Origin of the sequence: Leeuwenhoekiella polynyae, assembly GCF_004104075.1 — a bacterium.
Classification (GTDB): Bacteria; Bacteroidota; Bacteroidia; order Flavobacteriales; family Flavobacteriaceae; genus Leeuwenhoekiella; species Leeuwenhoekiella polynyae.
Window position 1 is genome coordinate 194,839 of sequence record NZ_QOVK01000006.1, and the last position, 26,384, is coordinate 221,222.

Sequence of the window (26,384 nt, forward strand, 5' to 3'; positions counted from 1 at the left end):
ACCTAATGTGTCGGTTTTTTTATGAGCAAACAGTTCAAGTTTGCTATATTTACCGCTGTTCAAACTAACTAATATTTGATACTCAATTAGAATGAAACTTTTAGAAGGAAAGAATACAATTATAACTGGTGCCAGCCGCGGAATAGGTAATGGCATTGCCAAAGTTTTTGCTCAAAACGGCGCTAATGTTGCCTTTACATACAGTTCTTCTGCAGGACCGGCAGAAGAATTAGAAAAAGAATTGACTTCTTTAGGAGTTAAAGCAAAAGCTTATAAATCTAATGCAGCTTCTTTTGAAGAATGCCAGGAACTTATCAAGCAAATCTCAGAAGATTTTGATTCTATTGATGTTTTGGTAAACAACGCAGGAATTACAAAAGATAATTTATTGATGCGTATGAGCGAGGAGGACTTCGATAAAGTTATTGAAGTAAACCTAAAGTCGATTTTCAACATGACTAAAGCAGTACAACGAACTATGTTGAAACAACGTTACGGAAGCATCATCAATATGAGCTCTGTTGTGGGTGTTAAAGGTAATGCCGGTCAGGCAAATTATGCGGCTTCAAAAGCAGGCATAATAGGTTTTTCAAAATCTATGGCTTTAGAGTTAGGTTCTCGTAACATAAGAACCAACGTAGTTGCTCCCGGTTTTATTGAGACTGAAATGACTGCTAAATTAGACGAAAAAACAGTTGCAGGCTGGAGAGATGCTATCCCATTAAAACGTGGCGGAACTCCCGAAGATATTGCAAATGCTTGTGTGTTTTTAGGAAGTGATATGAGTGCATACGTTACGGGTCAGGTACTTCAGGTAGATGGCGGTATGCTAACCTAAATCTTCACGACACGATACAATCTATGGCAGCATCTACAATTCTATACATCATCCTTAGTGGGATTATAGCATTAGGTGCTGCCATTTTTTTTTACTTCTATAAGCCACAACGATCAAAACAACTAAAATTTATATTAAGTACGCTTCGGTTTTTGACCTTATTTTCGGTATTGATTTTACTTATAAATCCCAGTTTTAAGCAAGTCACATATTCTACTATAAAGCCAAAACTGAGTTTGGCTATTGACAATTCCAGATCGATGGAATATCTGGGAGATACTACTCAAATTCAATCGGTTTTCAATTCTTTTTCTGAAAATGAAGAATTAAACAATCGCTTTGATATTGATTATTACAGCTTTGGTAGAAACCTTAAGCCATTAACAGCGCTTAATTTTGATGAAGGTCAGACCGATATTGCAAAAAGTCTAAAAGATTTAAATCAGATTTATAAAGGAATCGATTTTACTCCTGTTATTGTTACTGATGGAAATTCAAATTTAGGAGCTGATTACCGGTACACAGCCCAGGAGAACAACAGCAATCCATTTTATTTCTTGGCAGTAGGAGATACTTTGGTTTATGAAGATTTAAGTTTAGATCGTATTAATACTAATAAATACGCGTATCTCAATAATGAATTTCCTGTTGAATTGATCACATCGTATACGGGTGAATTTGATGTGAATGCGACGGTTTCGGTTTCTCAAAATGGAAGAATAATACATAAAGAGCAACAGGCTTTTACTCCCGAAAATAGTTCCCAACGTACCAATTTTTATTTGAACGCTTCTTCAATAGGAGTACAGCGGTATCAGGTAACCGTAAGCGGACTAGATAATGAAAAGAATTTAGAAAATAACACAAAGAATTTTGCCGTAGAAGTCATCGATCAAAGGTCTAACGTTTTAATTGTTTATAGTGTTTTACATCCTGATTTGGGAACACTTAAGAAAGGTATCGAAAGTAATCAACTAAGAGCGGTTACCTTAAAAGAGATTTCGGAAGTCAATTTAACCGAGTTTAACGACTACGACCTTGTTATTTTATTTGAGCCCGAAGAATCTTTTTCTTCGGTTTACAAGGAGCTAAATAAGGAGCATAAAAACCGCTTTACTATTATTGGCACTCAAACAGATCTCAGTTTTTTAAACAGTATTCAACAGACAGGGATTTTTCCGAAGAATAATGAGTCTGAATTGGTTCAGCCAGATAAAAATGAATCCTTTGATGCGTTTCAATTAGAAGAACTTTCATTTGACAATTTTCCACCTTTGGCCAGTATTTTTGGAAAAGCTCTATTTACGGGTGATTCTGACGTTTTGTTTTATCAACGAATAAATGGTGTCACTACACAAAATCCGTTACTCGCAGTTACAGAACGTTCAGGAAGGAGAGAGGTGTTTTTACTGGGTACCGGTATTTTTCAATGGCGTAGTCAAAGTTTTATAGACAACCAGAGCTTTGAGAATTTTGATAACTTCATTGATAAGTTGGTTCAATATGCCGCTTCTAATCAGCACAGAAAACGATTAGAAATTAGTTATGAGCAGTTTTATTATAAAGGAAATTTTATAAATATTCAGGCACAATATTTTGATAAGAACTATGTGTTTGATCCCGGCGCGTCGCTTCAGATTGAATTGAGAAATGAAAATTCAGAAGAAACCTATCAATCACCCCTAGTTTTTAAGGGATCTGCATACGAGGTAGAATTATCTAATTTAGAGCCGGGTGACTACACGTTCCGTATAACTGAAACCGATCAAAATGTAAGTTCTGGTGGTAGTTTTACAATAATTCCTTTTGATTTAGAGCGACAGAGTCTAAATGCAAATTTTCAGAAAATGAAAACATTAGCTCAGGAAAGTGGCGGGAACATATACACACTTGAAAATTACAATAGGCTTGTTGACGAATTGCTAAACAGTGACCAGTTTATACCGGTTGAGCGAGCTGTTAAAAAAAACGTACCTTTAATCAACTTCGTTTGGTTATTAGCACTTATTGTTGCTTGTCTGACCGCAGAATGGTTCATTAGAAAATACAACGGACTTATATAAACAAAAATTACATTTTTATGGAAAGGTTACCTAAAATAGGAATACCCGTTATTATTGGTATAATAATTTTAATAGTGATTATTGCAAAATCTGCAGTTACTATAGATTCTGGTGAAGCCGGAGTGCTTTATAAACCTTTTGATGGGGGAGTTGTTACAGACGAACCCCCATTAGGGGAAGGTTTTCATATTGTTGCTCCTTGGAATAAAGTCTTCATTTATGAAGTAAGAAAACAGGAGCTTAAGGAAATTATGAATGTTTTGTCTTCTAATGGTCTCGATATTAAACTAGAGGCTTCTGTGTGGTACAAACCCCAAGCATTAAACTTAGGTAAACTGCATCAGGAAATAGGTGAGGATTACCTAAATAGAATTTTACTACCAACTATTAGATCTGCTGCAAGATCTGTTGTTGGGCGCTATACTCCAGAGCAATTATACTCTTCTAAAAGAGATGCCATACAGGCAGAAATTTTTGATGAAACCCGAAAAATAATTAAAGATCAATATATTGAATTAGATGAAGTTCTAGTGCGTGATGTGACTTTACCAGCGACTATAAAAGAGGCTATAGAGCGTAAGCTGAAACAAGAGCAAGAATCGTTGGAGTATGAGTTTAGATTGATATCTGCTCAAAAAGAAGCAGAACGCCAGGTGATAGAAGCTCAAGGTAAATCTGATGCAAACCGTATTCTAAGTCAATCTCTTAATGATCAAATCTTAAAAGATAAGGGTATTGAAGCGACTTTGAAATTATCTGAATCACCTAACTCAAAGGTTATTGTGATAGGATCGGGCGATGGTGGATTACCTATTATATTAGGGAACAATTAGAAAATGAATTAAGAAGTAGGACTTGATCATTTTACATAAAAAAAGCGAATCTTAACGATTCGCTTTTTTTATGCTTTTTTCATGCGTACCGAACGATCTTTTCTAAGTTTTATACGTTGTTTAGATTGTACTAGCATTTGAGCTTTAGAAACCCAGTTATCATTTACAATACGATCTGGAAAGAACTGGATGAGTTCTGTTACGATTTCAATATCGTGAGAATTGAATTTGCTTATCTGATCAAAAGTGAAGATCCCGATAGTATTGAGTTTCTCTTCCGTGTAGGGGCCAATACCGATAATTTTTTGTAAATCATCTGCATCTTCACTATCTGCATAGCCTATTCTTGAAAAATCAAGTTCTCCGGTATTTGCCTCAGGAGTATCGTAAACTTTAAGCTCTGTAATATTTCTCTGATTTTTAGCCGCAATATTACTTTCTTCTATCTCTTTAAGATCATCTTCATTAAAATCCATATCAATATCGGCAGCAGACTTTGAAGATAATTTTTGACGTAAAGCGCTTATTTTTTTCAGGTATTTTCCCTTTTGATAATAGAATGCAAAAAAGTATCCAATAAGAAACGATACAAGCATTAATACCCCTACTTCTATAAAGATGAAAGGTATTGAGATATTATCATTGGCTTGTATGTATATCAAACTAACCATTAATTAAATATCAATTCGTATCTATTATTCAACTTAATTTTATCTTCCATATCTCTGGTGTAAAGTGGATCATCTTCTCCTTTAGAATATGCAAAAACCTGATTTTCAGGTAAATTAAGGCTTTTTATTAAAAATAACCTAATCTTTTCGGCCTGATCAAGAGCGAGTACATAATTATCTCTATCGTCGCCAATGTGGTCAGTGTATCCAATAATATCAATTCTGGATTGGGGTTTTGCTTTTAATTTGCGTTTTACTTCAGCTAAAAATTCTGCTGCATTTTGATCTCTTACCAATCGTGACATTTTAAATACGGGTCTAAAAGTTATGTCAACATTTCTTACTACGAATTTAGAATTTGATTCGGCTTGTTCTAATTTAGCTAATCTGAGGCGTTCTTGGTCATCCTCCATAGCGTGTTTGGTTCGCTCCAGTCTGCTCTGTAACTCTTCAATAAGCTTGTCATTGGTTCCAGAACTATTAAGGCTGCTGTCTGTATACGTATTCTTAGTTGTAATTTCAGAATCGCTATCATCGAGATTGTCGAATGATTGCGAAGGAGTTAAGGAATCAAGAACTAATTCTTGAATATTATTTTCAATTGGCTTATGCTTTATAAAAAGACTGTTTCTATTTGTGGAGTCGCTAGAATTCAGAAAATACAGACCTATTACGCACCAGCATAGGAATACGGAGAAGGCTATTAAGAAATTTCTCATTATTTCTGAATTTCCTCAAAAATAACACATTGTGATAAAATGATCATCAGTTGGTTAAATCTATTCGATATAATGCAAGTTAATCGTATTTTTTTTTTAAATTCGTCTCGTATTTATGAAAAGAACAGCATTGCATCATCATCATTTTTATTCACGCACTCAAGCGAGGTAAAGATGTTGTATTTGTAATTCACGTATAAAAATAACAATAACCCGTTTGAGTCATTCAAACGGGTTTTCTGTTTAGGGTGGCTCAAGCTAACAAACCAAAGTAAGATGACTAAAAAAATTAGAATCGCTATTCAAAAGTCAGGCAGACTTAATGAAGACTCCCTGCAAATTTTAAAAGATTGCGGAGTATCTATAGATAATGGGCGCGATCAACTCAAGGCAAATGCTGCAAATTTTCCGTTAGAGGTGTTTTATTTGCGTAACGGTGATATTCCACAGTATTTGAGAGATGGGGTTGTAGATATCGCTATCATTGGAGAAAACGTTTTGATAGAAAAAGGAGATGATATAGCCATTGCTCAAAAGCTGGGCTTTTCAAAATGTCGTGTTTCTCTAGCGGTCCCTAAAGGAACCAAATATGATTCTGTAAAGGACTTTGAGGGTAAAAAGATTGCAACGTCTTACCCTAATACTGTTTTAGGATACCTTTCTCAATTTAATGTAAAAGCTGATTTGCATATAATTAACGGTTCTGTAGAGATTGCACCAAATATTGGTCTTGCCGATGCTATTTGTGATATTGTTTCAAGCGGAAGTACCTTATTTAAAAACGGGCTTAAAGAGGTTGAAGTAATGCTCAAGTCTGAGGCTGTGCTTGCTGTTTCGTCTAAAATAGACACAGAGCGTCAAGAAATTTTAGATAAACTACTTTTCAGAATTCAATCTGTTTTAAAAGGTCGCGATTATAAATATGTATTGCTTAATGCACCTAATGATCGCTTAGATGAAATTATAAAAATGCTTCCCGGGATGAAAAGCCCTACTGTTCTACCACTTGCAGAAGAAGGATGGAGCAGTGTACATTCAGTAATTGATAAAAATGAATTCTGGGAGGTTATAGATAAGTTAAAAGATTCTGGAGCTCAGGGAATTCTAGTTAGTGATATCGAAAAAATGGTGTTGTAATTTCGCTAATGCGAAAAGATAAAAGCTATGAATAAAATAGAAAATCCAGATCGTTCTACCTGGGCAGAAATTCTCAAACGCCCAACGCAGACTTACGATCAGATTGAAAGTACGGTTCTTGAGATTTTTGACAAGATCAAATCTTATGGTGATTCTGCTGTTAAGCAGTATACAGAAAAATTTGATGGAATTTTGATAAATAATCTTGAAGTACAGCAAAATGAAATAAATGCTGCTGTAAAGGAACTTTCACAAGATTTAAAGCAAGCAATAGAACTTGCAAAAAAGAACATAGAAGTATTTCACCAAGCACAAAAAACAAATCCTGTAAATGTTGAAACTGCTCCGGGGGTTAATTGCTGGCAAGAGAAACGACCTATTCAAAAGGTTGGACTTTATATCCCTGGGGGTACAGCGCCACTTTTTTCGACAATATTAATGCTCGCAATTCCTGCTAAAATTGCAGGCTGTAAAGAAGTTGTTTTGTGTACTCCGCCAGACAAGGATGGAAACATCAACCCGGCGATTTTGTTTACCGCTCAACTTTGTGGTATTGATAAAATTTACAAAGTAGGAGGTATTCAAGCCATAGGAGCAATGACCTTTGGTACTGAAACTATTTCTAAAGTGTATAAGATTTTTGGTCCCGGTAATCAGTTTGTTACCGTTGCTAAACAAATGGCTACAAAATACAATGTGAGTATAGATATGCCGGCTGGTCCCTCAGAATTACTGGTTGTTGCAGATGATACTGCAGACGCTTCATTTGTAGCGTCAGACTTATTGAGTCAGGCAGAGCATGGTATTGATAGTCAGGTAATTTTAGTTTCAACTTCAAAAGGATTGATAATTTCTGTGGAAGACGAAATCAATATTCAATTGGTTCAACTTCCCCGTAAAAATATTGCCGAAAAAGCTATTGCAAATAGTAAGCTCATTTATGTAAAAGATCATAAAACAGCTCTTGAATTGATAGATGAATACGGTCCGGAGCATTTTATTGTGGCGACCAATGACAATGCATATTATGTAGATAATATCGCTAACGCCGGGTCGGTTTTTATTGGCAATTATACACCGGAAAGTGCCGGAGATTATGCTTCAGGAACCAATCATACATTACCAACAAATGGTTATGCAAAGCAGTACAGCGGTGTAAATCTAGATAGCTTTATGAAGAGTATGACCTTTCAGGAGTTGTCTCCTGAAGGTATAAAAAATATAGGTAACGCGATTGAATTAATGGCTGAAGCAGAAGGCTTACAGGCCCACAAAAATGCGGTTACGTTACGTTTAAATAAATTAGCTAAAGACTAATTATGAGTACTTCAATATTTAATTTAGACAGGCTGGTGCGTGAAAATGTTTCAAAACTAAAGCCGTATTCTTCAGCTCGTGATGAGTTTAAAGATTTTAATAAGGATATGATTTTTCTGGATGCTAATGAGAATCCCTATAATAACGGGGTAAACCGATATCCAGATCCGCAACAAATAACTTTAAAGCAGCATTTATCAACCGCTAAGCGGGTTCCTACAGATCAGATTCTTTTAGGAAATGGGAGCGACGAAGTTTTAGATTTGTTGTTTAGAGCCTTTTGCGAACCTAAAAAGGACAATGTAATTACACTGCCACCTACATACGGTATGTATAGTGTACTCGCAGCTACTAATGATATTGCAAATCGCGAAGTATTGCTTACTGAAAGCTTTCAGCCCAATGTAACGCAAATTTTAGAGCAGGTAGATCACCAGACTAAAATGATCTTTCTATGTTCTCCCAACAATCCTACTGCAAATAGTTTTGAACCAGAAAAGATTAGCGAATTGTTAGAATCGTTTAAAGGAATAGTCGTTGTTGATGAAGCTTATGTTGATTTTATGGAAGGTGAAAGTTGGTCAACAAAACTTCATGATTATCCAAATTTGGTAATTATTCAAACCCTTTCAAAAGCCTATGGTTTAGCCGGAATACGGTTGGGAATCTGCTATGCTTCCGCAGCAATTATAGCGGTGCTTAACAAAATTAAACCTCCGTACAATGTAAATGAACTCACTCAGAAAAAAGCTTTAGAGCGCATATTAGATACAGATAGCATTCAAAAAGAAATCAACTCAATTTTAACTGAAAGAGAAGGTTTATCTAAAGTGTTACTTCAAGTAGGTTTTGTTGACAAAATATTCCCTACAGAGGCTAATTTTATTTTGGCTCGAGTAGATGATGCTGATAAACGATACGATCAATTAATCAAAAAAGGAATTGTAGTACGCAATAGAAGCACACAGGCATTATGTGAAAATACCCTTAGATTTACGGTAGGAACACCAGCTGAAAACAAAAAATTAATAGCCGCTTTAAAAGATTTAGCATAATGAGTAATTTAAGTAAAAATGAATTTAATGGAGTTCCCCCTTTGGGGGCTAGGGGGCAGAAAGTCCTGTTTATAGATCGCGACGGAACGATTATAAAAGAACCACCCGGCTATCAGGTTGATGCTTTTGAAAAAGTAACTTTTTACCCAAAAGTTTTTAGTTATTTAAGTAAAATCGCAAAGGAGCTCGATTATAAACTAGTGATGATTACCAATCAAGATGGTTTGGGGACTGATATTTTCCCTGAAGATACCTTCTGGCCGGTGCATAATTTCATTTTAAAATCCTTCGAAAATGAAGGTGTGATTTTTGACGATGTTTTCATAGACAAAACCTTTCCTGAAGAAAATGCAAATACGCGTAAGCCAGGAACGGGTATGCTTACCGAATTTTTCTCTGATGAATATGATTTAGAAAACAGCTTTGTTTTTGGAGATCGTATTACAGACATCGAACTAGCAAAAAATTTAGGTGCTAAAGGAATTTTTATAAACGATCATACCTATTTAGGTTCTGATGAAATCACGACAAAGCGTGAAGAATTAGAAAATTATATAGCTCTTGAAACTAATGATTGGAAGGAGATCTACGAGTTTTTAAAGTTAGAAGAGCGTACCGCTTCCATTTCAAGAAAAACAAATGAAACCGATATCGAAATCGAACTCAATCTTGATGGTACTGGGAAAAGTGATATTAAAACCGGTTTAGCCTTTTTTGATCATATGTTAGATCAGTTGGCACGCCACGGTTCTATGGATTTAAAAATTCACGTAAACGGTGATCTGGAAGTTGATGAGCACCATACGATTGAAGATACTGCGATTGCTCTGGGAGAGGTGTTTGCCAAAGCTTTGGGGAATAAACTTGGTATAGAGCGTTATGGATTTTGCCTGCCTATGGATGACTGTCTGGCACAGGTAGCAATTGATTTTGGTGGCAGAAACTGGTTGGTTTGGGAAACAGATTTTAAACGCGAGAAAATAGGAGAAATGCCTACAGAAATGTTCTATCATTTCTTTAAATCTTTTACCGATGGAGCAAGAGCGAATCTTAATGTAAAAGCTGAAGGAACCAATGAGCATCATAAAATTGAAGCTATTTTTAAAGCTTTTGCAAAAGCGATAAAAGTAGCTGTTAAACGTGATCCTGACAAAATGGTTTTGCCTAGTACAAAAGGAATGCTATAAGCCACCTAACCCCAAAAGGGGGAATTTTAGAAGTACAACTTTGACTGATCAAAGTTTCAGAATCTGATATATGATTGATAATACTAAAATAGATAAAGAAGCAGAATCAACTCCCCCTTCGGGGGCTGGGAGGCTGGTAATTATAAACTATGGCGCCGGAAATATACAAAGCATCAAATTCGCTTTTAAACGATTGGGAATAGATGCGGTACTTTCTGATGATGCTGAAGAAATAAAAGCTGCGGGTAAAGTTATTTTTCCCGGTGTAGGTGAGGCGAGCAGTGCTATGGCTAAACTGAAAGCTACAGGATTAGATAAGATCATTCCAACCTTAAAACAGCCGGTTCTGGGTATATGTCTGGGTATGCAGTTGATGTGTAACCATTCTACAGAAGGAGATACCACCGGACTTGGGATTTTTAATGTAGATGTCGTAAAGTTTTCAAAAGAGGTAAAAGTTCCGCAAATAGGCTGGAATGAAATTACAGACTTACAAAGCGAGTTATTGACCAGTATTCCTGAAAACTCACATATGTACCTGGTTCATAGTTTTTACGCACCAAAATGTGCTGAAATGATTGCAACGACACATTATGAGCTCGACTATGCTTCGGCTTTGCAAAAGAAAAATTTTTACGGAGTGCAATTTCACCCGGAAAAGTCAGGTGTCGTTGGAGAACAAATACTTAAAAATTTCTTGAGTTTATGAGAATTATACCAGCAATAGATATTATTGACGGGAAGTGCGTACGCCTTTCTAAAGGGGATTATGATACTAAAAAGATTTACAACGAGAGTCCGTTAGAAGTTGCTAAAGAATTTGAAGCACACGGAATTAAATTTTTACATCTGGTCGATCTGGATGGAGCGAAAAGTAAACATATAGTAAACCATAAAGTACTGGAGCAAATAGCTTCGCAAACCTCCCTTAAAATCGATTTTGGAGGTGGCTTAAAAACCGATGATGATTTGCGTATCGCTTTTGAAAGTGGTGCTAGTCAGATTACCGGTGGAAGCATTGCAGTAAAAGATAGAGAGACTTTTAAAAGTTGGTTAACAAATTTTGGTGCAGATAAAATCATTCTTGGAGCTGATGCTAAAGATGAAAAAGTAGCCGTTAGCGGTTGGCTAGAGGAATCTAAAGAAGAATTGATTCCGTTTATACAGGAGTATCAGAAAGAAGGTATTTCATACGTTATTTGTACAGACATCAGCAAAGACGGAATGTTAGAAGGCCCTTCCTTTGATTTGTATCAAAAGATTCTAGAAGAATGTCACCCGGAGCTTGTCGAAGGGCCAGTCAAGAACTTTAACCTAATAGCCTCGGGTGGTATCTCTGATTTTGATGAATTACCAAAGCTAGCTGAACTGGGTTGCGAAGGAACGATTATCGGTAAAGCCATTTATGAAGGAAGAATTTCAATGAAACAATTGGAAGGATTTATAGTGAATCAATAATGAGTTTTCCGCCGAAGTTTATTCTGAATTTATCGAAGGGCGGAAAAGTAAAAAGTAAAATAACGTGCTTACAAAACGAATAATTCCTTGTCTGGATATCAAAAACGGAAGAACTGTAAAAGGTGTCAATTTTGTTGCTTTACGCGATGCCGGTGATCCGGTAGAATTAGCAGCAAAGTATGCAGAAACCGGTGCAGACGAGTTAGTATTTCTCGATATTTCGGCTACTGAAGAGCGTCGTAAAACCTTAGCAGATCTGGTTTTGCGCGTCGCAGAAAAGATCAATATTCCGTTTACGGTAGGGGGCGGAATTTCTTCTGTTGAAGATGTAGATATCTTGCTTCAAAACGGAGCAGATAAAGTCTCTATTAATTCTTCCGCAGTGAAGAATCCACAGTTAATTAATGAGTTAGCAGCAAAATTTGGTTCACAATGTGTGGTGGTCGCCATTGATGCAAAACAGATCAATGGGAAATGGACAGTACATTTGGTGGGTGGTAAAGTGTCCACTGAATTAGACTTGTTTGAATGGGCTCAGGAAGTAGAGCAGCGTGGCGCTGGAGAGATCTTATTTACGTCAATGGATCACGACGGAACTAAAAACGGATTTGCTGATGAAGCCCTGGCAAAACTGAGTGAACTGCTTAATATTCCAATTATAGCTTCAGGCGGAGCAGGAACGATGCAACATTTTACAGATACATTTATTAATGGAAAAGCTGATGCAGCTTTGGCAGCGAGTGTATTTCATTTTCACGAGATTGACATCCCAGAGTTGAAACTCGAATTAAAAAATAAAAATATTCCGGTACGGATTTAAATGAAATTTTCGCCTTTGCGAACTAACTCAAGAGTTATGAAAATTAATTATGATGAAAAAGGCCTGGTGCCTGCAATAATTCAGGATGCTAAAACAAAAACAGTTTTGATGCTGGGTTATATGAATGAAGAAGCATATCTAAAAACCAATGAAACTAAAAAGGTAACTTTCTATAGCCGTAGCAAAAAGCGCCTTTGGACAAAAGGTGAAGAAAGCGGTAATTTTTTAGATCTTGTTTCTATAAAAAACGATTGTGATAATGATACCTTATTGATAAGTGTAATTCCTCAAGGGCCGACTTGTCACACAGGAACAGACAATTGCTGGGGTGAAAATAATGAACAGTCTTTTGGGTTTCTTTCAGATCTTGAGCAAACTATTGCAGAGCGTAAAGCCAATCAGGATAACGAAAAAAGCTATGTTGCCGATCTTTTTAGAAAAGGAATTAATAAGATAGCTCAGAAGGTAGGGGAGGAAGCGGTAGAGGTTGTCATCGAAGCTAAGGATGAAGACGATGATCTGTTTCTTAATGAAAGTGCCGATTTGCTTTTTCATTACCTAATTTTACTTAAAGCTAAAGGTTTTGGACTTCAGGATATTGAACAAGTTTTAATAGATCGAAAAAAGTAATTTCAATACAACTTCCATTAAAAAGGGATAGTTCTAATAGAGCCATCCTTTTTGATTTTGCAGCATTAGTATTTACAATTTGATGTTTTACGTCTCTTTAAGGATGTTTTTCATCCTATTTATTCTTCCAAAAAGGTGTTTTTACTGAAAAATCTTTAAAACAGGTTAATTCAGTTATATTTTACTTGTAGGAATTTTCAGTAGAAAATCAAAATCAAAATAATCTAGTTCAAAACATATTATTAACATATTGTTTATAGGAATTACATTACGTATTTTGATTGATCAGTGGTATCACTTGTTACTGTAAGACCAATTATTTACAAGTATTATCATAAAGGTTAAAGGATTTAGGAAAAACTAAAAAGGGTGTAAACAACTCTTTCAGCAGCTATACTTGCATTTAATCGTATTAATTGGGAATTTAGAATAACCAATTGAAATCGTTTATGCGAAAAGTTTTACTTCTGTTTTTTTTGATGTGCCATGTGATAATATTTAGTCAAGTAGGTATAGGGACTACCGACCCAGATCCTGATGTGATGCTTGATATTAATGGCGGTTTAAGAATACGCTCTTACAATGAGGGGAATGATTCTGCTGCAAAAGATTCTATCGCAGTTTTAGATGGTAGGGGGGTTGTTCATCGTATCGCTACAAAGACCTTGCTTGCTAATATGGATAAGTCTTTAGCTAAAGTAAATATTTCTTCTAGCGCATCATCACTCCTAAGTATATCCGTCGGAGAAAGTTTAATAAAATTTGATAATATTGATTTTGATATAAAAGGAGAATATGATTCCTCCACAGGTTATTATACTATTCAGGATGATGGGTTTTATAGAATTACCGGTCAAATTAAGTCTTCTTCTACAATTTCAACTTTAGTGCTTTTTGGTTTAAGAATGAAAGTACGTAAAAATGGTGTAGGTTCCTTTAATCTTATTGCGGAAACAAATTATACAGGTTTGGGTGCAGTACCGAGAACAGTTTCTACGATACTTGAATTAGATGCTGGGGATCAAATAGCTTTCTATTCCTATAATGGTTTATCTATAGGTTTAATAAATCTAGGTAGCAATGCCTACGATAATTTTTATACCATAGAGCAAGTCCGCTAACTAGCCTTCCATGTCAATCAGAGTTAGTGCTAAGCGTATTTTGTAATAGGGAATCTTCTCTTCAAAATGTTCAAAATAAGGCTTGAGGCCGTCTGGATTGTCTAGATGCTTTTTTGCAGATTTAATTTGTTCAACTTCTGTTTTACTTACGTATGTATATAAATCCAGATCAGCACCATCTTGTGCTAGTTTGGCTAAATGGGAATACACCGTGGTATCTTTCAAGTCTCGCTTTTTAGCTACTTCCTCAACTGAAAGTCCATCTTTTAGCATATTAAAAGTAACCTGATGCGTTGCAGTTTTACTACCTTTCTTTTTCAGCTTTTGTTGTTGAAAATCTAAAATAGCATCAATAAAAGCATCACCGTATACATCTAGTTTACGTTGTCCCACCCCGCTTATTTCAAGAAGCTCCATTTCGGTAGTAGGTCTTACTCGTTCCATTTCTTTTAGGGTCTTATCACTAAAAACTAAATAAGCCGGGATCTCTTCTTCTTTAGCAATTTCAGACCTCAAGACACGAAGCTTTTCAAAAAGATCATTTCCTTTTTTGATTTTAGGTTTCTTCTCCGTAAGAACCTCTTGTTTTATCGCTTCTGTAGGGTGTGTAAGACTAACTTTTTTTCCTTCAAATAAAACAGCTTTGCTAGATGCAGTTAAATGCAGGCTGTTTCTTAGGTGAAAAGCAATCTCGCAATACCCTTGATTGATAAGCTGCAGCATATAATGTTGCCAGTCTTTCCAGGAAACATCAGCTCCTATCCCGTATGTACTAATTTGATCCAAACCAGTATCTAGAATCTGTGCATTTTTCGCACCGCGCAAAATATCTATGATAACACCTATAGGCTGAGTTTCTTTTGCCCGGGCAATGGTAGAAAGTGCTTTTTGAGCTAAAATAGTTCCGTCAAAAAATTGTGGTGGATTTTTACATACGTCACAATTACCACAATCTTGCTCTAGAAACTCACCAAAATAACTCAATAATATTTTTCGCCGGCAGGTAGTTGACTCAGCATATTGCTTCATGCGATCAAGCTTTGCATTTTGCACTTCTTCATTACCTGCGCCTTGTGTAAAACGACGTAATTGTAAAACATCTGCATAACTGTGAAAAAGTAGCGCATGAGATTTTAGTCCGTCACGACCGGCTCTACCGATTTCCTGATAATAGCCCTCCAGGTTTTTAGGCATATTGTAGTGAATCACCCAGCGCACATTAGACTTATCAATACCCATCCCAAAAGCAACGGTAGCGCAAACCACCTGGGTTTTATCATAAATAAAATCTTCCTGAACTTTATTACGCTCATCAAAACTCAACCCGGCGTGATACGAAGTAGCTTCAATCCCTTCGCCCTTTAATGCTTCAGAAACGCTTTCTGTAGTTTTTCTACTCAGGCAATAAATTATTCCGCTGGTATCTGGTCTTTTGGCTAAAAAACGCTTGATTTGATCCAGACGTTTATCTGCAGCACGAACTTCTAACGTGATGTTTTTTCGGTCAAACGAACTTAAAAACTGTTGTGCGTGAGAAATATTGAGTTGGTCTGCGATATCCTGACGCGTAGCTTTATCTGCGGTAGCCGTTAACGCAATAACCGGAGTTTTTGGAAGGGTTTTCTTCAAAAAGCCTAACTGTTGATAAGAAGGTCTAAAATCGTGTCCCCAGCTGGAGATACAGTGCGCCTCATCTATCGCAACACAGCTGATGTAATTCTCATTGAGAATAGGGGACAAGCCTGCTAAACTTTCGGGAGCAACATAAAGTAATTTTAATTTACCCGATGCCGCTTTGTTAATTATACTTTGCTGAAGCGTTGCATCCTGACTGCTATTGTAAAAGTCAGCTTCAATTCCATTCGCTTTTAGACCATCTACTTGATCTTTCATCAATGCGATTAAGGGAGAAATAACCAGCGTTAAGCCTTTAAAATGCAATGCAGGAAGCTGATAACAAATAGATTTTCCACCGCCGGTAGGCATAATTACAATCGCATCAGTTCCGGCAAGAACAGTTTCTATAATCTCACGTTGTTGATTTCTAAAGCTATCGTATCCAAAATAGGTTTTAAGCGTAGTAAGCAGAGTAGATTTTTCAATTTCAGCGGCCATCAGAATCCTTTTTTTTACAAAAAACGGAATTTTTAAGCAGACTTGTGAAGATTTGAGTTCATAAAAAATAAGCAACTTTTCATCAACTAGATTAGTAATACACTAACGTTATAGAAACCCTAAAATCTGTATCTGATTTTTAAACATTATGCATTTTTACACTAACAAAATGAAGAAAGCATAATTCTTAATATTTTGACTTATAAACTAATAGAGACGTTGCTTAATCGTTTAAATTAATTAGTAAACTTGTTTTGTATGAAAGCTAGAAAATATACCATTGCGGTACTGCAATTAAACCTCAATAACACACCAGAAAATAATCTGGAGAAGTGTAAAAAATGGGTACGCAATGCCGCTGCCAAAGGTGGAGAAGTCATTTGTCTACCTGAATTATACAGTAGTCATTATTTCTGTCAGGATGAGGATGTTGATAATTTTAAATACGCAGAACCGCTTTACGATGTCTCGTTTACTGCGTTTAGTGATTTAGCTAAAGAATTAGGTGTGGTAATAATCGTTCCGTTTTTTGAAAAGCGTATGAGCGGCATTTACCACAACAGTGCCTATATCATCGATACAGACGGAAGCGAAGCCGGTCTATACCGCAAAATGCATATTCCTGATGATCCTCACTTTTACGAGAAATTTTATTTCACACCGGGAGATTTAGGGTTTAAAACTACAAAAACTAAAAAAGCAAATTTAGGTACATTAATCTGCTGGGATCAGTGGTATCCGGAAGCAGCACGATTAACCGCATTGCAAGGTGCAGAAGTTTTATTCTATCCTACAGCAATCGGCTGGCATCCTCAGGAGAAAGCCCAATATGGTGTGAATCAACACGCAGCGTGGATGAATGTGATGAAAGGTCACGCAGTTGCTAACGGGGTTTTTGTAGCAGCAGCTAACCGAATAGGTTTAGAGCAATATGTCCCGGATACAAATGGAATTGAGTTCTGGGGACAATCTTTTATTTGTGGGCCGCAAGGCGAAATTTTAGCACAAGCTTCTGTTGATCAGGAAGAACTATTATTGGCGGAAGTAGACTTGGATCTTCAGGAAAATGTGCGCCAGAACTGGCCGTTTTTTAGAGATCGAAGAATTGATTTTTATGGTGAAATAACTAAACGAGCACTCGATTAATATATGAAAAGCAACAGACGTTTACCGGCAGAATGGGAGAAGCAACAAGGAATTCTATTATGTTTTCCCAGTAACGGTAACGACTGGCCCGGCAAATATCAGGCGGTGCAATTTGTATTTATAGATTTTATAAAGAAAATAGCAGAGCACGAGACGGTCTTTCTTTTAGTGGGTCGTGAAAGCATTAAAGATAAGGTGATAGCCCTACTTGAAGCAGCGCACGCCAATATGAGTAAAATCACCTTTATACTTCAAAAAACAAACCGAAGTTGGATGCGCGATTCAGGACCTATTATTGTTAAAAATAATGGGGAGCGAGAAGCTTTAGACTTCAACTTTAATGGTTGGGCGAAATATGGAAACTTCCGGTTAGATAAGATGGTGCCTCGGCGTATTTCAGATTTTTTAGGTATTCCGCTAAAACAGGTTTGCTATAATGGCGAACCGGTGATTCTTGAAGGTGGAGCAATAGATGTTAACGGTAAAGGAACGCTTATTACTTCAGAAGAATGTTTGATGGATCAACATACGCAAGTGCGTAATCCTGGTTTTACTAAAGCTGATTATGAAGCTGTATTTGAAAAATACTTTGGTGTTACCAATACGATCTGGGTAAGTAGTGGTATTGAGGGTGATGATACCCACGGCCATATAGATGACTTATGTAGATTTGTTAACCCTACTACACTTATAACTGTGGTAGAGTACGACAAAACTGATAAAAATTACGAGCCGCTTCAAGAGAATTTAAAGCGACTGCAACAAGCAAAACTTGAAGATGGTGCTCCACCAAAAATCATTGAGTTGCCTATGCCGCGCCGCTTAAATTATGAAGACCTAAGGCTTCCGGCGAGTTATGCTAACTTTTTAATTCTCAATCATTGTGTATTAGTGCCAACTTTTAATGATGCTAAAGATCGTACCGCCCTTTCTATATTAGCAGATCTATTTCAGGATAGAGAAATAATAGGAATAAGCGCACACGACCTGATCTGGGGCCTAGGAACCTTACACTGCTTAAGTCAACAAATTCCCGCTTAAACTGCTTTTACAAAAGCTAAAAACCTATTTTATTTTCCTCAGAAACCTACCCGTTTAAAAACGTACCTTTGCAGCAAAAATACGAGTTATGCAATCTTTTGAAGATTTTAAAATAAATAAGCAGTTACGTTACGCCATTGAAGACCTTGGTTTTTCAGAACCTACACCCATACAGCAAGAAGCTTTTGGAGTAGTACGTTCAGGGAGAGATGTTGTGGGTATTGCGCAGACCGGTACGGGAAAAACCTTTGCTTATATGTTACCGGTACTAGAAGGTTTAAAATTTTCAAAACAAGTAAATCCACGGGTTTTAATTTTAGTCCCTACGCGAGAATTGGTTTTACAGGTTGTAGACCAGATTAAAGAATACGGTAAATACAGTTCTATACGAGTTCTGGGTGTTTATGGGGGTACAAACATCAATACGCAACGACAAGAAGTGGCGCAAGGATGTGATATTTTGGTAGGAACTCCCGGTAGACTTTATGATCTTGCTGTAAGCAGAACTTTACAGCTTAAATCTATAAAACAACTCATCATTGATGAAGTTGATGTCATGTTGGATCTTGGGTTTCGCTTTCAGTTGGTAAATATATTTGATCTGTTACCACCGCGTCGTCAAAACATTATGTTTTCGGCTACGATGACTGATGAAGTTGACGAATTGATGGATACCTTTTTTACTGCTCCAGAGCGTATTCAGGTTGCTTTAAGTGGCACACCCCTTGATGCGATTGAACAGCATTATTATGAGTTGCCTAACTTTTATACTAAGGCGAATCTGCTTATCAAAATGCTTAAAGACAAAGACACTTTTAAAAAAGCCTTGATCTTTGTTTCTAATAAAAAGCACGCAGACCGGCTTTTTCAAACTTTAGAAGAAGTTTACGGAGATTCTGTAGGTGTGATTCACGCCAATAAAACACAAAACTACCGCATTAATGCTATTGAGCAATTTGATGCGGGTACCTATAGAATTCTGGTGACTACAGATGTGATGGCTCGCGGTCTGGATCTTGATCAAATCACACATGTTTTTAATACAGATGTACCGCGTTTCCCGGAAAACTATATGCACCGCATAGGGCGTACCGGTCGTGCCGGAACAACGGGTAGTAGTTATTTATTGGGAACTCCTGATGAAGCAGAACGCAAAGCAGCAATAGAAGAATTGATGGAAATGAAAATCCCTCAATATGACGTGCCTGAGGACCTTGAAGTCTCAAAACGATTGTTGCCGGAAGAGGAGCCTGATTATGTAGAAATAAACAATCCCACCAAACGTAATGAAGAACGGGGAGCTAGTTTTCACGAGAAAAAAGAAAAAAACCAGAAGGTTAACTTAGGTGGAAAATACAAGCGTGAGATCGCCAAAAAATATAAAAAACCAAAAACCCGGGGGGATAAAAGCTTCAACCGTAGGTATAAAAAATAACTTTAGTTTTTAAAAAAAAGATTTTAAGTGTTAAAATAGTATAGATTTCAATCTGAAAATTTAACTAAAAATCCTACTTTTAAGTTTATTGATTCAGCCCAAATCAACTATGCTTAAAAACAATGCACTTTACATTATAGGAGCAGGAGTTAGTGGTCTTATCGCTGCTACTATTCTCGAAAGAAATGGTTTTGCTCCAACCATTTTAGAAGCTTCAGACCGCGTAGGTGGTCGTTTGAAGACAGATATCTTAGAAGGCTATCAGTTAGATCGTGGCTTTCAGGTTATGCTGGATGCATATCCAAAATCAAAAGAATATTTAGACTACGAAAAGCTCCAACTCCAAAAACTCCTTCCGGGAGCTGTGATTTTTGAGAATGGTAACAGTCAAACTCTTGGTGATCCTTTACGAGCACTTTCTCTGGCAATACCTACTGTTTTAGCAGCTTCGGGTAGTATTCGTGACAAGATAAAAGTCATGCGTTTAAACAGCGACCTCGCCTCAAAAGATATTGAAACCATATTTGATACTGAAGAAAGAACTACTTGCCAATATTTACGGGAGTACGGGTTTTCAAATCGGTTTATAGAAGACTTTTTTAAACCCTTCTTTACAGGAATATTTCTAGAGAAAGACCTGCAAACTTCCAGTAGGATGTTTGAGTTTGTTTATAAAATGTTTGGCGAAGGCCTTGCTGTAATTCCAAAAGGAGGAATCGAAGCGATACCAAAACAACTGAAGGCAAATCTTAAGAAAACGACATTTAAGTTCAACACGACGGTTGAGGAAGTTAAAGATGGAGTGATCACATTAAGCGACGGAACTCATTTAGAAAGTTTAGGAACTATTATTGCTACCGAAGCGAGCTTGCTGGTGGCAAATTTAAAGAATCAGCAAACGATCTGGAAAGCGGTAGATTGCCTGTATTTTGAAGTTGAAAATACGGTTCTCGATAAGCCAATAATCGGTTTATTTTCTGAAGATGGACTCATCAATAACATCTTTTATCCCAGCAGTATAGAAACTGAAATTAAGGGAGCAAACCAGTTGCTTTCTGTTTCCGTTGTAAAAAAGCACGAACTTTCAGAAGCCGAGCTTATTACTCAGGTCAAGAAAGAATTAGAAGAACAAGCTAAAATTAAAGTGATTCGGTTTTTAAAGCGCTATAATATCCCAAAAGCCTTACCAAAACTTGAGAATTTAAAATACAGTATTGATCCCGGAGAAACCCGCTTAACAACTTCTATTTTTCTTGCCGGAGACCAGTTGCTTAATGGTTCTTTAAATGCCGCGATGATGACCGGAGAGCGAGCAGCATTGGGGTTGATTCAGGTGCTAGGAAATAATTAGGAAAAAATATTTACTTTTACGGATAAACGTGTAAAATATGTCTAAAACTAAAATAACAATAGCTCTAGGAACAATTATTCTCTTTTTAGGAATTATGCTGTACTATACAAATGTCATAGAAGCTGAACTGACAATTAAAATGTGTATGGTTCCTGCATTTTTACTTCTCGCATCTCAATTTTCTATTGGTAAATTGTTTAAGAAAAAAGAAGCTTAGCATTTTAAGTTTTTAGGACTGCAAGTTCAAACCTCCCCATCCCAAGCTAAAACTTCACCGGGCTGCAACGTATTTAAGTTTATATTTCCCACGCGAACGCGAACTAAGCGTAGCGTAGGGCAATCAATTGCCGAAGTCATTTTGCGCACTTGTCTGAATTTACCTTCTTGTATCGTAATGCTCAACCAAGTCGTGGGTCCGTGACGTGCGTCCCGTATCTTTTTACCACGGTTAGGTAAGTTTGGCGACGCTATCAGGGTTTCGACAGCACAGGGTTTTGTAGTATACTTTTTACCTTCCAGACCTATTTCTATTCCTTGCTGCAGTTGAATGAGTTGTTCTTCAGTCGGAATTCCATCAACAAGTGCATAATATTCTTTTTCAATACCACTACGGTTGATGTGGTTACTCAACTTTCCGTCTGTTGTCATGAGCAATAAACCTTCAGATTTTTCATCTAAACGACCTATAGGCATAATTTCTTCCGGCCAATCGTGCAGTTCTGCTAAGAATTTTTTCTTCCGCCTTTGACGTAAATCATTACTGCTCAACTGACTGATAAAACCATAGGGTTTAAAGACTATAAAATGTTTGTGCTCTGTCAATGTTAAGTTTCTTTTTCGCTCTGCGAAAATAGGAAAACTCACACTAGCAATTGTTCAACAGCTTTAACAAGCCAATACTTTGCCATTAACAATAATGCGCTATTTTTGAGATTCAATGGCTAAATCTAGTACTGCATCTATGACATCACAGCATAAACGAAAACAACAAGCCAAAACACTTAGACAATTTAGAAGCATACATAGAGCCATGGGGGCATTGTTATTTGTATTCTTTTTTGTGATTTCAGTTTCGGGATTATTGCTGGGAATCAAAAAAAATAGCGGTGATATCCTATTACCAAAAACACAAAAAGGAACGACTACAGATCTAACGAAATGGTTACCCTTAGAGGATTTGAAAGAAAAAGCACTGTTGGTTTTGCATGATTCGGTTTCATCAGAATTAGATACTAAGCTAAACCGTATTGATGTCCGCAGTGAAAAAGGAATTGTAAAATTTATTTTTGATAAGCATTATTACGGAATTCAACTGGACGGCGCTACCGGCGAAGTTCTTCATATAGGCAAAAGGCGCTCTGATGTTATAGAAAACATTCACGATGGCTCTATTATAGATAATTATTTAGGTACCAGCGGCTACTTCAAATTGATATATACCGTGATTATGAGTATCGCTCTTTTGTTGTTTACCCTAACAGGTTTTTGGCTGTGGTATGGACCCAAAAGAATGCGTAAAAGCCGAAATTAATACTTAACAGCTAAGAAATGTTGAAACAATTTGGAGGTAAACTCACTCCCGAACTTATAAAAAGATACGAGCAATCGCCTAATTGGTACGACGGTTGTTTTCAAAACCTCGAAGAAACCACAATGGATATTGGTGTTGCCGAAATGCCAGGAATGCTCTACAAGATGTTTTTTAGTAAAGGGAAATCTACTCCAAAGAGCAACCTACCAGTTGAATCATTTGATAAAACAGCTTTTTTGGCGCCAAATGATTCTTTAAAATATATCTGGTATGGTCACGGTGTTTATTTGCTACGCTTAGCAGGCAAAACCATTTTGATCGACCCGATGCTCGGACCTGATTCTGCTCCTATTGCTCCTACAACTACACGTCGTTTTTCAGAGAATACATTAGATCTTATTCAAGATTTCCCCGAGATTGATTTACTGCTCTTAACCCACGATCATTACGATCATCTGGATTATGCGAGTATGAAAAAACTTTTTCCTAAGATCAAGAACTATTACGTAGCCTTGGGCTCCGGTAGACATTTGGAATCCTGGGGTATACCGGCTTCTAAAATTACCGAGTTTGATTGGTGGGACAGGCACAGCTTTGAAGGGATTGAATTGACATTTACGCCAAGTCGTCATTTTTCAGGACGTGGGTTACGCGATCGTGCAAAATCATTATGGGGAGGCTGGGTTCTAAAAACCGAATCTGTTTCGGTGTATCATACCGGTGATGGTGGTTATGGTAAACATTTTAAAGAAATAGGAGCAAAGTTGGGGCCGTTTGATTTTGGCTTTGTAGAATGCGGGCAATACAATGAGCGCTGGCACAGTATACATATGTTTCCTGAGGAAGCAGTTACTGCCGCTCAGGATGCAGGTATTAAACGCGCTACACCATATCACTGGGGTGGTTTTAAACTCGCTTTTCACCCGTGGAAAGAACCTGCAGAGCATTTCGTGGAAGCGGCAATAACTCAAAAGCTAAGTTATACGCTACCCAGATTAGGCCAACTCATGCACCTTGATCAGGTCGCTCAAACTGAAAAATGGTGGGAAACTTTTGAATAGATTCTGCTAGAAATTAATGTTTTATATTTTTATAATGAGGAAAATAGGTTCTTTACAAAACTCGTTGAGAATTGTGTAATTGGTGCCTGGAAATAGACTAGCTTTGCGCCTTCTTAAAAAAGAAGGTTATGAAACGTATTACCGCTTACCGCAAGTTATTCAACACAGATAAAGATGCTGATTTGAAACAACTTAAATCTGCTTACAGAAATCTTGTTAAAGAATGGCATCCTGATAAATTTCAGGAAGGTGATGCGCGTAAAGAAGAAGCTGAACTTAAAAGTCGGGAGATCATTGATGCCTATCATTTTTTAGTGAGTATCGCTCCCGAAACTAAAGAAGCTACTTTAGAAACGTATACAGAAACCATTACCAACTCTGGTATTTCAGATTATCAGCATAAAGGCTTATTGTTAGAAATCACCTTTACTGATGGTAGCACGTATGAATACTTTGGTGTGCAAAAGCCTATGTTTTTAAAATTTCACAACGCAGGTAATCAAGTGCGTTTCGCGAAGCGGAATATCTACAATTCTTTCTTATACCGAAAGTCAAAACGCTTGCTGCAGGAAGCTTAATTTGTAAATTAGCGGCTGATGACTAAAAAAGCCATTTATGCCATTGTAATCGCTGCCCTAATTGCGGGTTCAAACGGTATTCTTATCAAAGCAATGCCCAGTTTGACAACCGGTGCGATTGGTTGGTTTAGAGCAGGAGTCCCGGTTTTATTCTTGTTACCGGGCTTGATCAAGGCTAATGAGTTGCGGGTTAAAGGCAATACTAAAATACTGGTACTGGCCTCTGTCATCAATGCAGTTCGCACATATTTTTTCTTGCTGGCTTTTGTATATACCTCAGTGGGTAATGCAGTTGTATTGTTTTATGTGTATCCACTTTTTATCACGATAATCGAAACGCTGATCTACAAAACACCCATCAAACGCAATCAGATTTTACTGATGCTTTTAGCCTTTGCAGGGATAGCGGTAACCTATGCTGATAAAGAATTCAGCTTTGCGTCAAGAGATTTTATAGGTATGCTTGCAGCAGTTTTGGCTGCTTTGGGCTATGCATTTTTCGTTTGTATTTTTAAAAGACAAACTCATGATTGTAACCGCAATCAGTTATTGTTTTATCAGAATATTGCAGGCGCATTGCTATTTTTACCGTTTCTTTTCGGGCTACAACAGGTTGAATTGGCACACATAGGCATTGGTGTTTTTTACGGTTTATTGATAGGAATCGTACAATTTAGTTTGTTTTTCTTCGGGTTAAAACACTTGAATGCTACTACTGCAGCTTCTTTGATGTATCTCGAAGTTTTGAGTGCCGTAATTCTGAGTTTTTTAATTCTTGATGAACAACTAAGCTGGAATACCTATCTGGGCGGAAGTTTTATTTTACTCAGTAGTTTTTTTATTTCGCGTCTCAACCGTAAAGCTTCTTAAGAGCTTACTGAAGCCAGTATTCCTCAAATCTTAACCTAGGTTAGGCAACTGCGTTAAACTTTATTTAAATCACTTCTCAGCATTTGGGAACCGATAAGCATAGCCGTAATTTGATTCCAAAGCAAGCCTCGGGGAGTAAACCCTTGGTGATACCAATTAAAATTAAAGCTATGAGCGAAGTAAAAGCATATGGAGCTGCTGATTCTAAAGCAGACCTTAAAGAAATAAAAATTGAACGTAGAGTTATTCAACCCAGAGATGTGAAAATCAAGATCACCTATTGTGGGGTTTGCCACAGTGATATTCATACCGTGCGTAACGATTGGGGCGGATCTAAATATCCCGTTGTACCGGGTCACGAGATCATTGGTAAAGTACTAGAAATTGGTAACGAAGTGGAGAATATTAAAGTCGGTGACACCGTTGGCGTAGGGTGTATGGTAGATTCGTGCCGGGAGTGCGAGCCGTGTAAACAAGATCTGGAGCAGTTTTGTGAGCAAGGAATGGTAGGGACTTATAACGGTAGAGACAAACATTTAGGAGGACATACGTTTGGTGGTTATTCTGAAGAAATTGTAGTGGATAATTACTATGTATTACGCGTACCTGAGAATTTAGATGAGAATGCCGTAGCTCCGCTATTATGTGCAGGTATTACAACATTTTCCCCTTTAAATCATTGGAAAGTAAGTAAAGGCGATAAAGTAGGTGTTATAGGTCTTGGCGGATTAGGACATATGGGAATTAAATTTGCGCACGCAATGGGTGCTCACGTTGTCATGATTACAACAAGTCCGGGTAAAGCGGAAGATGCTAAGCGATTGGGAGCAGACGAAGTATTGATTTCTAAAGATACTGATGCGATGAAAAAGCATGCAAATTCTTTTGATTTTCTACTGAATACTGTACCGGTAGGTCACGACATCAATCCGTATTTGAGTTTATTGAAGATCGATGCGACCATGTGTATGGTAGGTGCGGTTGAACCGCTCGAAGCTGTTCACGGTGGAAGCTTAATTATGGGACGTAAAAACGTTGCTGGTTCTTTAATTGGCGGTATCAAAGAAACTCAGGAAATGCTTGATTTCTGCGGAGAACACAACATTGTAAGTGATATCGAAATGATTGATATGCATACTATAAACGAAGCTTATGAGCGCGTTGTAGATGGAGATGTAAAATACCGTTTTGTAATTGATATGGAATCCTTACGAAACTAATACAGAGCACCGTAGATACTAAAAAAATCCGCCTGAGTACTCAGGCGGATTTTTTTAATCTATACTTTGTCCCGTCCTGAAATAGCGATACACTAAAACCTTAGTGTAATGAAAACACCCTCAAAGAGTGGTTATGCAAAAAGAACCCAAAAAGACTACTCGCTTTCTTTTAAGCTTCAGGTTGTCC

General features: G+C 37.1%; 26 protein-coding genes. 22 read left to right on the forward strand and 4 right to left on the reverse strand.

What is annotated here, in order from left to right; translation table 11 throughout:
- Positions 1-91: 91 nt before the first annotated feature.
- The 3 genes from fabG to DSM02_RS09455 are packed head-to-tail and all read left to right on the forward strand — an operon-like array spanning position 92 to position 3,734.
- Positions 92-838 carry a 3-oxoacyl-[acyl-carrier-protein] reductase gene (fabG, locus tag DSM02_RS09445; protein WP_128765386.1) on the forward strand — a complete coding sequence of 249 codons (747 nt, stop codon included), beginning with the start codon at positions 92-94 and terminating at the stop codon, positions 836-838.
- A 23-nt stretch (positions 839-861) separates the two neighbouring features.
- Positions 862-2,901 carry a VWA domain-containing protein gene (locus DSM02_RS09450; RefSeq protein WP_128765387.1) on the forward strand — a complete coding sequence of 680 codons (2,040 nt, stop codon included), beginning with the start codon at positions 862-864 and terminating at the stop codon, positions 2,899-2,901.
- Between the two features lie 17 nt (positions 2,902-2,918).
- Positions 2,919-3,734 (forward strand): prohibitin family protein, encoded by an 816-nt coding sequence (locus DSM02_RS09455; RefSeq protein ID WP_128765388.1) that lies wholly within the window; start codon positions 2,919-2,921, stop codon positions 3,732-3,734.
- 68 nt (positions 3,735-3,802) lie between these two features.
- On the opposite strand, the gene DSM02_RS09460 is transcribed toward DSM02_RS09455, so the two are convergent.
- Entirely contained in the window at positions 3,803-4,396 is a 594-nt protein-coding gene (locus DSM02_RS09460) for a hypothetical protein (RefSeq protein ID WP_128765389.1), read from the reverse strand.
- A gap of 8 nt (positions 4,397-4,404) precedes the next feature.
- Positions 4,405-5,124 carry an OmpA family protein gene (locus tag DSM02_RS09465; protein ID WP_128765390.1) on the reverse strand — a complete coding sequence of 240 codons (720 nt, stop codon included), beginning with the start codon at positions 5,122-5,124 and terminating at the stop codon, positions 4,405-4,407.
- A 276-nt stretch (positions 5,125-5,400) separates the two neighbouring features.
- On the opposite strand from DSM02_RS09465, the gene hisG reads away from it, so the two are divergent.
- The 9 genes from hisG to DSM02_RS09510 all read left to right on the forward strand — a co-directional run bounded on the left by hisG (position 5,401) and on the right by DSM02_RS09510 (position 13,849).
- Positions 5,401-6,261 carry an ATP phosphoribosyltransferase gene (gene hisG / locus DSM02_RS09470; RefSeq protein WP_128765391.1) on the forward strand — a complete coding sequence of 287 codons (861 nt, stop codon included), beginning with the start codon at positions 5,401-5,403 and terminating at the stop codon, positions 6,259-6,261.
- 27 nt (positions 6,262-6,288) lie between these two features.
- Positions 6,289-7,578 carry a histidinol dehydrogenase gene (gene hisD, locus DSM02_RS09475; protein WP_128765392.1) on the forward strand — a complete coding sequence of 430 codons (1,290 nt, stop codon included), beginning with the start codon at positions 6,289-6,291 and terminating at the stop codon, positions 7,576-7,578.
- A 2-nt stretch (positions 7,579-7,580) separates the two neighbouring features.
- Positions 7,581-8,633: a histidinol-phosphate transaminase gene (hisC, locus tag DSM02_RS09480; protein WP_128765393.1), complete on the forward strand. Its 1,053-nt coding sequence runs from the start codon at positions 7,581-7,583 to the stop codon at positions 8,631-8,633.
- Entirely contained in the window at positions 8,633-9,820 is a 1,188-nt protein-coding gene (gene hisB / locus DSM02_RS09485; RefSeq protein ID WP_128765394.1) for a bifunctional histidinol-phosphatase/imidazoleglycerol-phosphate dehydratase HisB, read from the forward strand. Before hisC ends, hisB begins: the two co-directional genes overlap by 1 nt.
- A gap of 70 nt (positions 9,821-9,890) precedes the next feature.
- The gene (hisH, locus tag DSM02_RS09490) at positions 9,891-10,529 is read left to right on the forward strand and encodes an imidazole glycerol phosphate synthase subunit HisH (protein WP_128765395.1); all 639 of its coding nucleotides are present in this window, start codon (positions 9,891-9,893) and stop codon (positions 10,527-10,529) included.
- Positions 10,526-11,278: a 1-(5-phosphoribosyl)-5-[(5-phosphoribosylamino)methylideneamino]imidazole-4-carboxamide isomerase gene (hisA, locus tag DSM02_RS09495; protein WP_128765396.1), complete on the forward strand. Its 753-nt coding sequence runs from the start codon at positions 10,526-10,528 to the stop codon at positions 11,276-11,278. The genes hisH and hisA overlap by 4 nt, the downstream gene beginning before the upstream one ends.
- A gap of 64 nt (positions 11,279-11,342) precedes the next feature.
- On the forward strand, positions 11,343-12,098 hold the full coding sequence (hisF, locus tag DSM02_RS09500) for an imidazole glycerol phosphate synthase subunit HisF (protein ID WP_128765397.1): 756 nt from the start codon (positions 11,343-11,345) through the stop codon (positions 12,096-12,098).
- 36 nt (positions 12,099-12,134) lie between these two features.
- Positions 12,135-12,728 (forward strand): bifunctional phosphoribosyl-AMP cyclohydrolase/phosphoribosyl-ATP diphosphatase HisIE, encoded by a 594-nt coding sequence (gene hisIE / locus DSM02_RS09505; RefSeq protein ID WP_128765398.1) that lies wholly within the window; start codon positions 12,135-12,137, stop codon positions 12,726-12,728.
- Between the two features lie 449 nt (positions 12,729-13,177).
- Positions 13,178-13,849, forward strand: a complete 672-nt coding sequence (locus DSM02_RS09510; RefSeq protein WP_128765399.1) for a C1q-like domain-containing protein — start codon at positions 13,178-13,180, stop codon at positions 13,847-13,849.
- Here the strand turns inward: DSM02_RS09510 and recQ are convergent, their stop codons facing one another.
- Positions 13,850-15,964, reverse strand: coding sequence for a DNA helicase RecQ (recQ, locus tag DSM02_RS09515; RefSeq protein WP_128765400.1), 2,115 nt, complete (start codon positions 15,962-15,964; stop codon positions 13,850-13,852).
- A 258-nt stretch (positions 15,965-16,222) separates the two neighbouring features.
- Here recQ and DSM02_RS09520 point away from each other — a divergent pair, with 258 nt between their 5' ends.
- The 5 genes from DSM02_RS09520 (at position 16,223) to DSM02_RS09540 (ending at position 21,154) form a co-directional block, all read left to right on the forward strand.
- Complete coding sequence (locus tag DSM02_RS09520) at positions 16,223-17,110, forward strand: carbon-nitrogen hydrolase (protein ID WP_128765401.1); 888 nt, start codon at positions 16,223-16,225, stop codon at positions 17,108-17,110.
- A gap of 3 nt (positions 17,111-17,113) precedes the next feature.
- Positions 17,114-18,151, forward strand: a complete 1,038-nt coding sequence (locus DSM02_RS09525) for an agmatine deiminase family protein (protein ID WP_128765402.1) — start codon at positions 17,114-17,116, stop codon at positions 18,149-18,151.
- Positions 18,152-18,239: 88 nt separating this feature from the next.
- On the forward strand, positions 18,240-19,586 hold the full coding sequence (locus tag DSM02_RS09530) for a DEAD/DEAH box helicase (protein ID WP_128765403.1): 1,347 nt from the start codon (positions 18,240-18,242) through the stop codon (positions 19,584-19,586).
- A 109-nt stretch (positions 19,587-19,695) separates the two neighbouring features.
- Entirely contained in the window at positions 19,696-20,937 is a 1,242-nt protein-coding gene (locus DSM02_RS09535) for an FAD-dependent oxidoreductase (RefSeq protein WP_128765404.1), read from the forward strand.
- Between the two features lie 37 nt (positions 20,938-20,974).
- Positions 20,975-21,154, forward strand: coding sequence for a hypothetical protein (locus tag DSM02_RS09540; RefSeq protein WP_128765405.1), 180 nt, complete (start codon positions 20,975-20,977; stop codon positions 21,152-21,154).
- Between the two features lie 26 nt (positions 21,155-21,180).
- On the opposite strand, the gene DSM02_RS09545 is transcribed toward DSM02_RS09540, so the two are convergent.
- Positions 21,181-21,759 (reverse strand): pseudouridine synthase, encoded by a 579-nt coding sequence (locus tag DSM02_RS09545; RefSeq protein ID WP_128765406.1) that lies wholly within the window; start codon positions 21,757-21,759, stop codon positions 21,181-21,183.
- A gap of 139 nt (positions 21,760-21,898) precedes the next feature.
- On the opposite strand from DSM02_RS09545, the gene DSM02_RS09550 reads away from it, so the two are divergent.
- The 5 genes from DSM02_RS09550 (at position 21,899) to DSM02_RS09570 (ending at position 26,197) form a co-directional block, all read left to right on the forward strand.
- Positions 21,899-22,468, forward strand: coding sequence for a PepSY-associated TM helix domain-containing protein (locus DSM02_RS09550; RefSeq protein WP_128765407.1), 570 nt, complete (start codon positions 21,899-21,901; stop codon positions 22,466-22,468).
- Between the two features lie 17 nt (positions 22,469-22,485).
- Positions 22,486-23,529 (forward strand): MBL fold metallo-hydrolase, encoded by a 1,044-nt coding sequence (locus DSM02_RS09555; RefSeq protein ID WP_128765408.1) that lies wholly within the window; start codon positions 22,486-22,488, stop codon positions 23,527-23,529.
- A gap of 128 nt (positions 23,530-23,657) precedes the next feature.
- Positions 23,658-24,107, forward strand: a complete 450-nt coding sequence (locus DSM02_RS09560; protein WP_128760814.1) for a KTSC domain-containing protein — start codon at positions 23,658-23,660, stop codon at positions 24,105-24,107.
- An 18-nt stretch (positions 24,108-24,125) separates the two neighbouring features.
- The gene (locus DSM02_RS09565) at positions 24,126-24,977 is read left to right on the forward strand and encodes a DMT family transporter (RefSeq protein WP_128765409.1); all 852 of its coding nucleotides are present in this window, start codon (positions 24,126-24,128) and stop codon (positions 24,975-24,977) included.
- A gap of 170 nt (positions 24,978-25,147) precedes the next feature.
- Positions 25,148-26,197 (forward strand): NAD(P)-dependent alcohol dehydrogenase, encoded by a 1,050-nt coding sequence (locus DSM02_RS09570; RefSeq protein ID WP_128765410.1) that lies wholly within the window; start codon positions 25,148-25,150, stop codon positions 26,195-26,197.
- Positions 26,198-26,384 lie beyond the last annotated feature (187 nt).

What these genes read in the sequence shown, in the direction of transcription:
- DSM02_RS09525 (WP_128765402.1), top strand. Translation starts at nt 17,114, where the DNA reads ATGAAAAGCAACAGACGTTTACCGGCAGAATGGGAGAAGCAACAAGGA.
- recQ (WP_128765400.1), bottom strand. Translation starts at nt 15,964, where the DNA reads ATGGCCGCTGAAATTGAAAAATCTACTCTGCTTACTACGCTTAAAACC.
- hisA (WP_128765396.1), top strand. Translation starts at nt 10,526, where the DNA reads ATGAGAATTATACCAGCAATAGATATTATTGACGGGAAGTGCGTACGC.
- DSM02_RS09550 (WP_128765407.1), top strand. Translation starts at nt 21,899, where the DNA reads ATGACATCACAGCATAAACGAAAACAACAAGCCAAAACACTTAGACAA.
- hisIE (WP_128765398.1), top strand. Translation starts at nt 12,135, where the DNA reads ATGAAAATTAATTATGATGAAAAAGGCCTGGTGCCTGCAATAATTCAG.
- DSM02_RS09455 (WP_128765388.1), top strand. Translation starts at nt 2,919, where the DNA reads ATGGAAAGGTTACCTAAAATAGGAATACCCGTTATTATTGGTATAATA.
- DSM02_RS09555 (WP_128765408.1), top strand. Translation starts at nt 22,486, where the DNA reads ATGTTGAAACAATTTGGAGGTAAACTCACTCCCGAACTTATAAAAAGA.
- DSM02_RS09520 (WP_128765401.1), top strand. Translation starts at nt 16,223, where the DNA reads ATGAAAGCTAGAAAATATACCATTGCGGTACTGCAATTAAACCTCAAT.
- hisG (WP_128765391.1), top strand. Translation starts at nt 5,401, where the DNA reads ATGACTAAAAAAATTAGAATCGCTATTCAAAAGTCAGGCAGACTTAAT.
- hisD (WP_128765392.1), top strand. Translation starts at nt 6,289, where the DNA reads ATGAATAAAATAGAAAATCCAGATCGTTCTACCTGGGCAGAAATTCTC.
- DSM02_RS09450 (WP_128765387.1), top strand. Translation starts at nt 862, where the DNA reads ATGGCAGCATCTACAATTCTATACATCATCCTTAGTGGGATTATAGCA.
- hisC (WP_128765393.1), top strand. Translation starts at nt 7,581, where the DNA reads ATGAGTACTTCAATATTTAATTTAGACAGGCTGGTGCGTGAAAATGTT.
- DSM02_RS09465 (WP_128765390.1), bottom strand. Translation starts at nt 5,124, where the DNA reads ATGAGAAATTTCTTAATAGCCTTCTCCGTATTCCTATGCTGGTGCGTA.
- DSM02_RS09560 (WP_128760814.1), top strand. Translation starts at nt 23,658, where the DNA reads ATGAAACGTATTACCGCTTACCGCAAGTTATTCAACACAGATAAAGAT.
- hisB (WP_128765394.1), top strand. Translation starts at nt 8,633, where the DNA reads ATGAGTAATTTAAGTAAAAATGAATTTAATGGAGTTCCCCCTTTGGGG.
- DSM02_RS09570 (WP_128765410.1), top strand. Translation starts at nt 25,148, where the DNA reads ATGAGCGAAGTAAAAGCATATGGAGCTGCTGATTCTAAAGCAGACCTT.
- DSM02_RS09510 (WP_128765399.1), top strand. Translation starts at nt 13,178, where the DNA reads ATGCGAAAAGTTTTACTTCTGTTTTTTTTGATGTGCCATGTGATAATA.
- hisH (WP_128765395.1), top strand. Translation starts at nt 9,891, where the DNA reads ATGATTGATAATACTAAAATAGATAAAGAAGCAGAATCAACTCCCCCT.
- DSM02_RS09540 (WP_128765405.1), top strand. Translation starts at nt 20,975, where the DNA reads ATGTCTAAAACTAAAATAACAATAGCTCTAGGAACAATTATTCTCTTT.
- fabG (WP_128765386.1), top strand. Translation starts at nt 92, where the DNA reads ATGAAACTTTTAGAAGGAAAGAATACAATTATAACTGGTGCCAGCCGC.
- DSM02_RS09565 (WP_128765409.1), top strand. Translation starts at nt 24,126, where the DNA reads ATGACTAAAAAAGCCATTTATGCCATTGTAATCGCTGCCCTAATTGCG.
- DSM02_RS09535 (WP_128765404.1), top strand. Translation starts at nt 19,696, where the DNA reads ATGCTTAAAAACAATGCACTTTACATTATAGGAGCAGGAGTTAGTGGT.
- DSM02_RS09530 (WP_128765403.1), top strand. Translation starts at nt 18,240, where the DNA reads ATGCAATCTTTTGAAGATTTTAAAATAAATAAGCAGTTACGTTACGCC.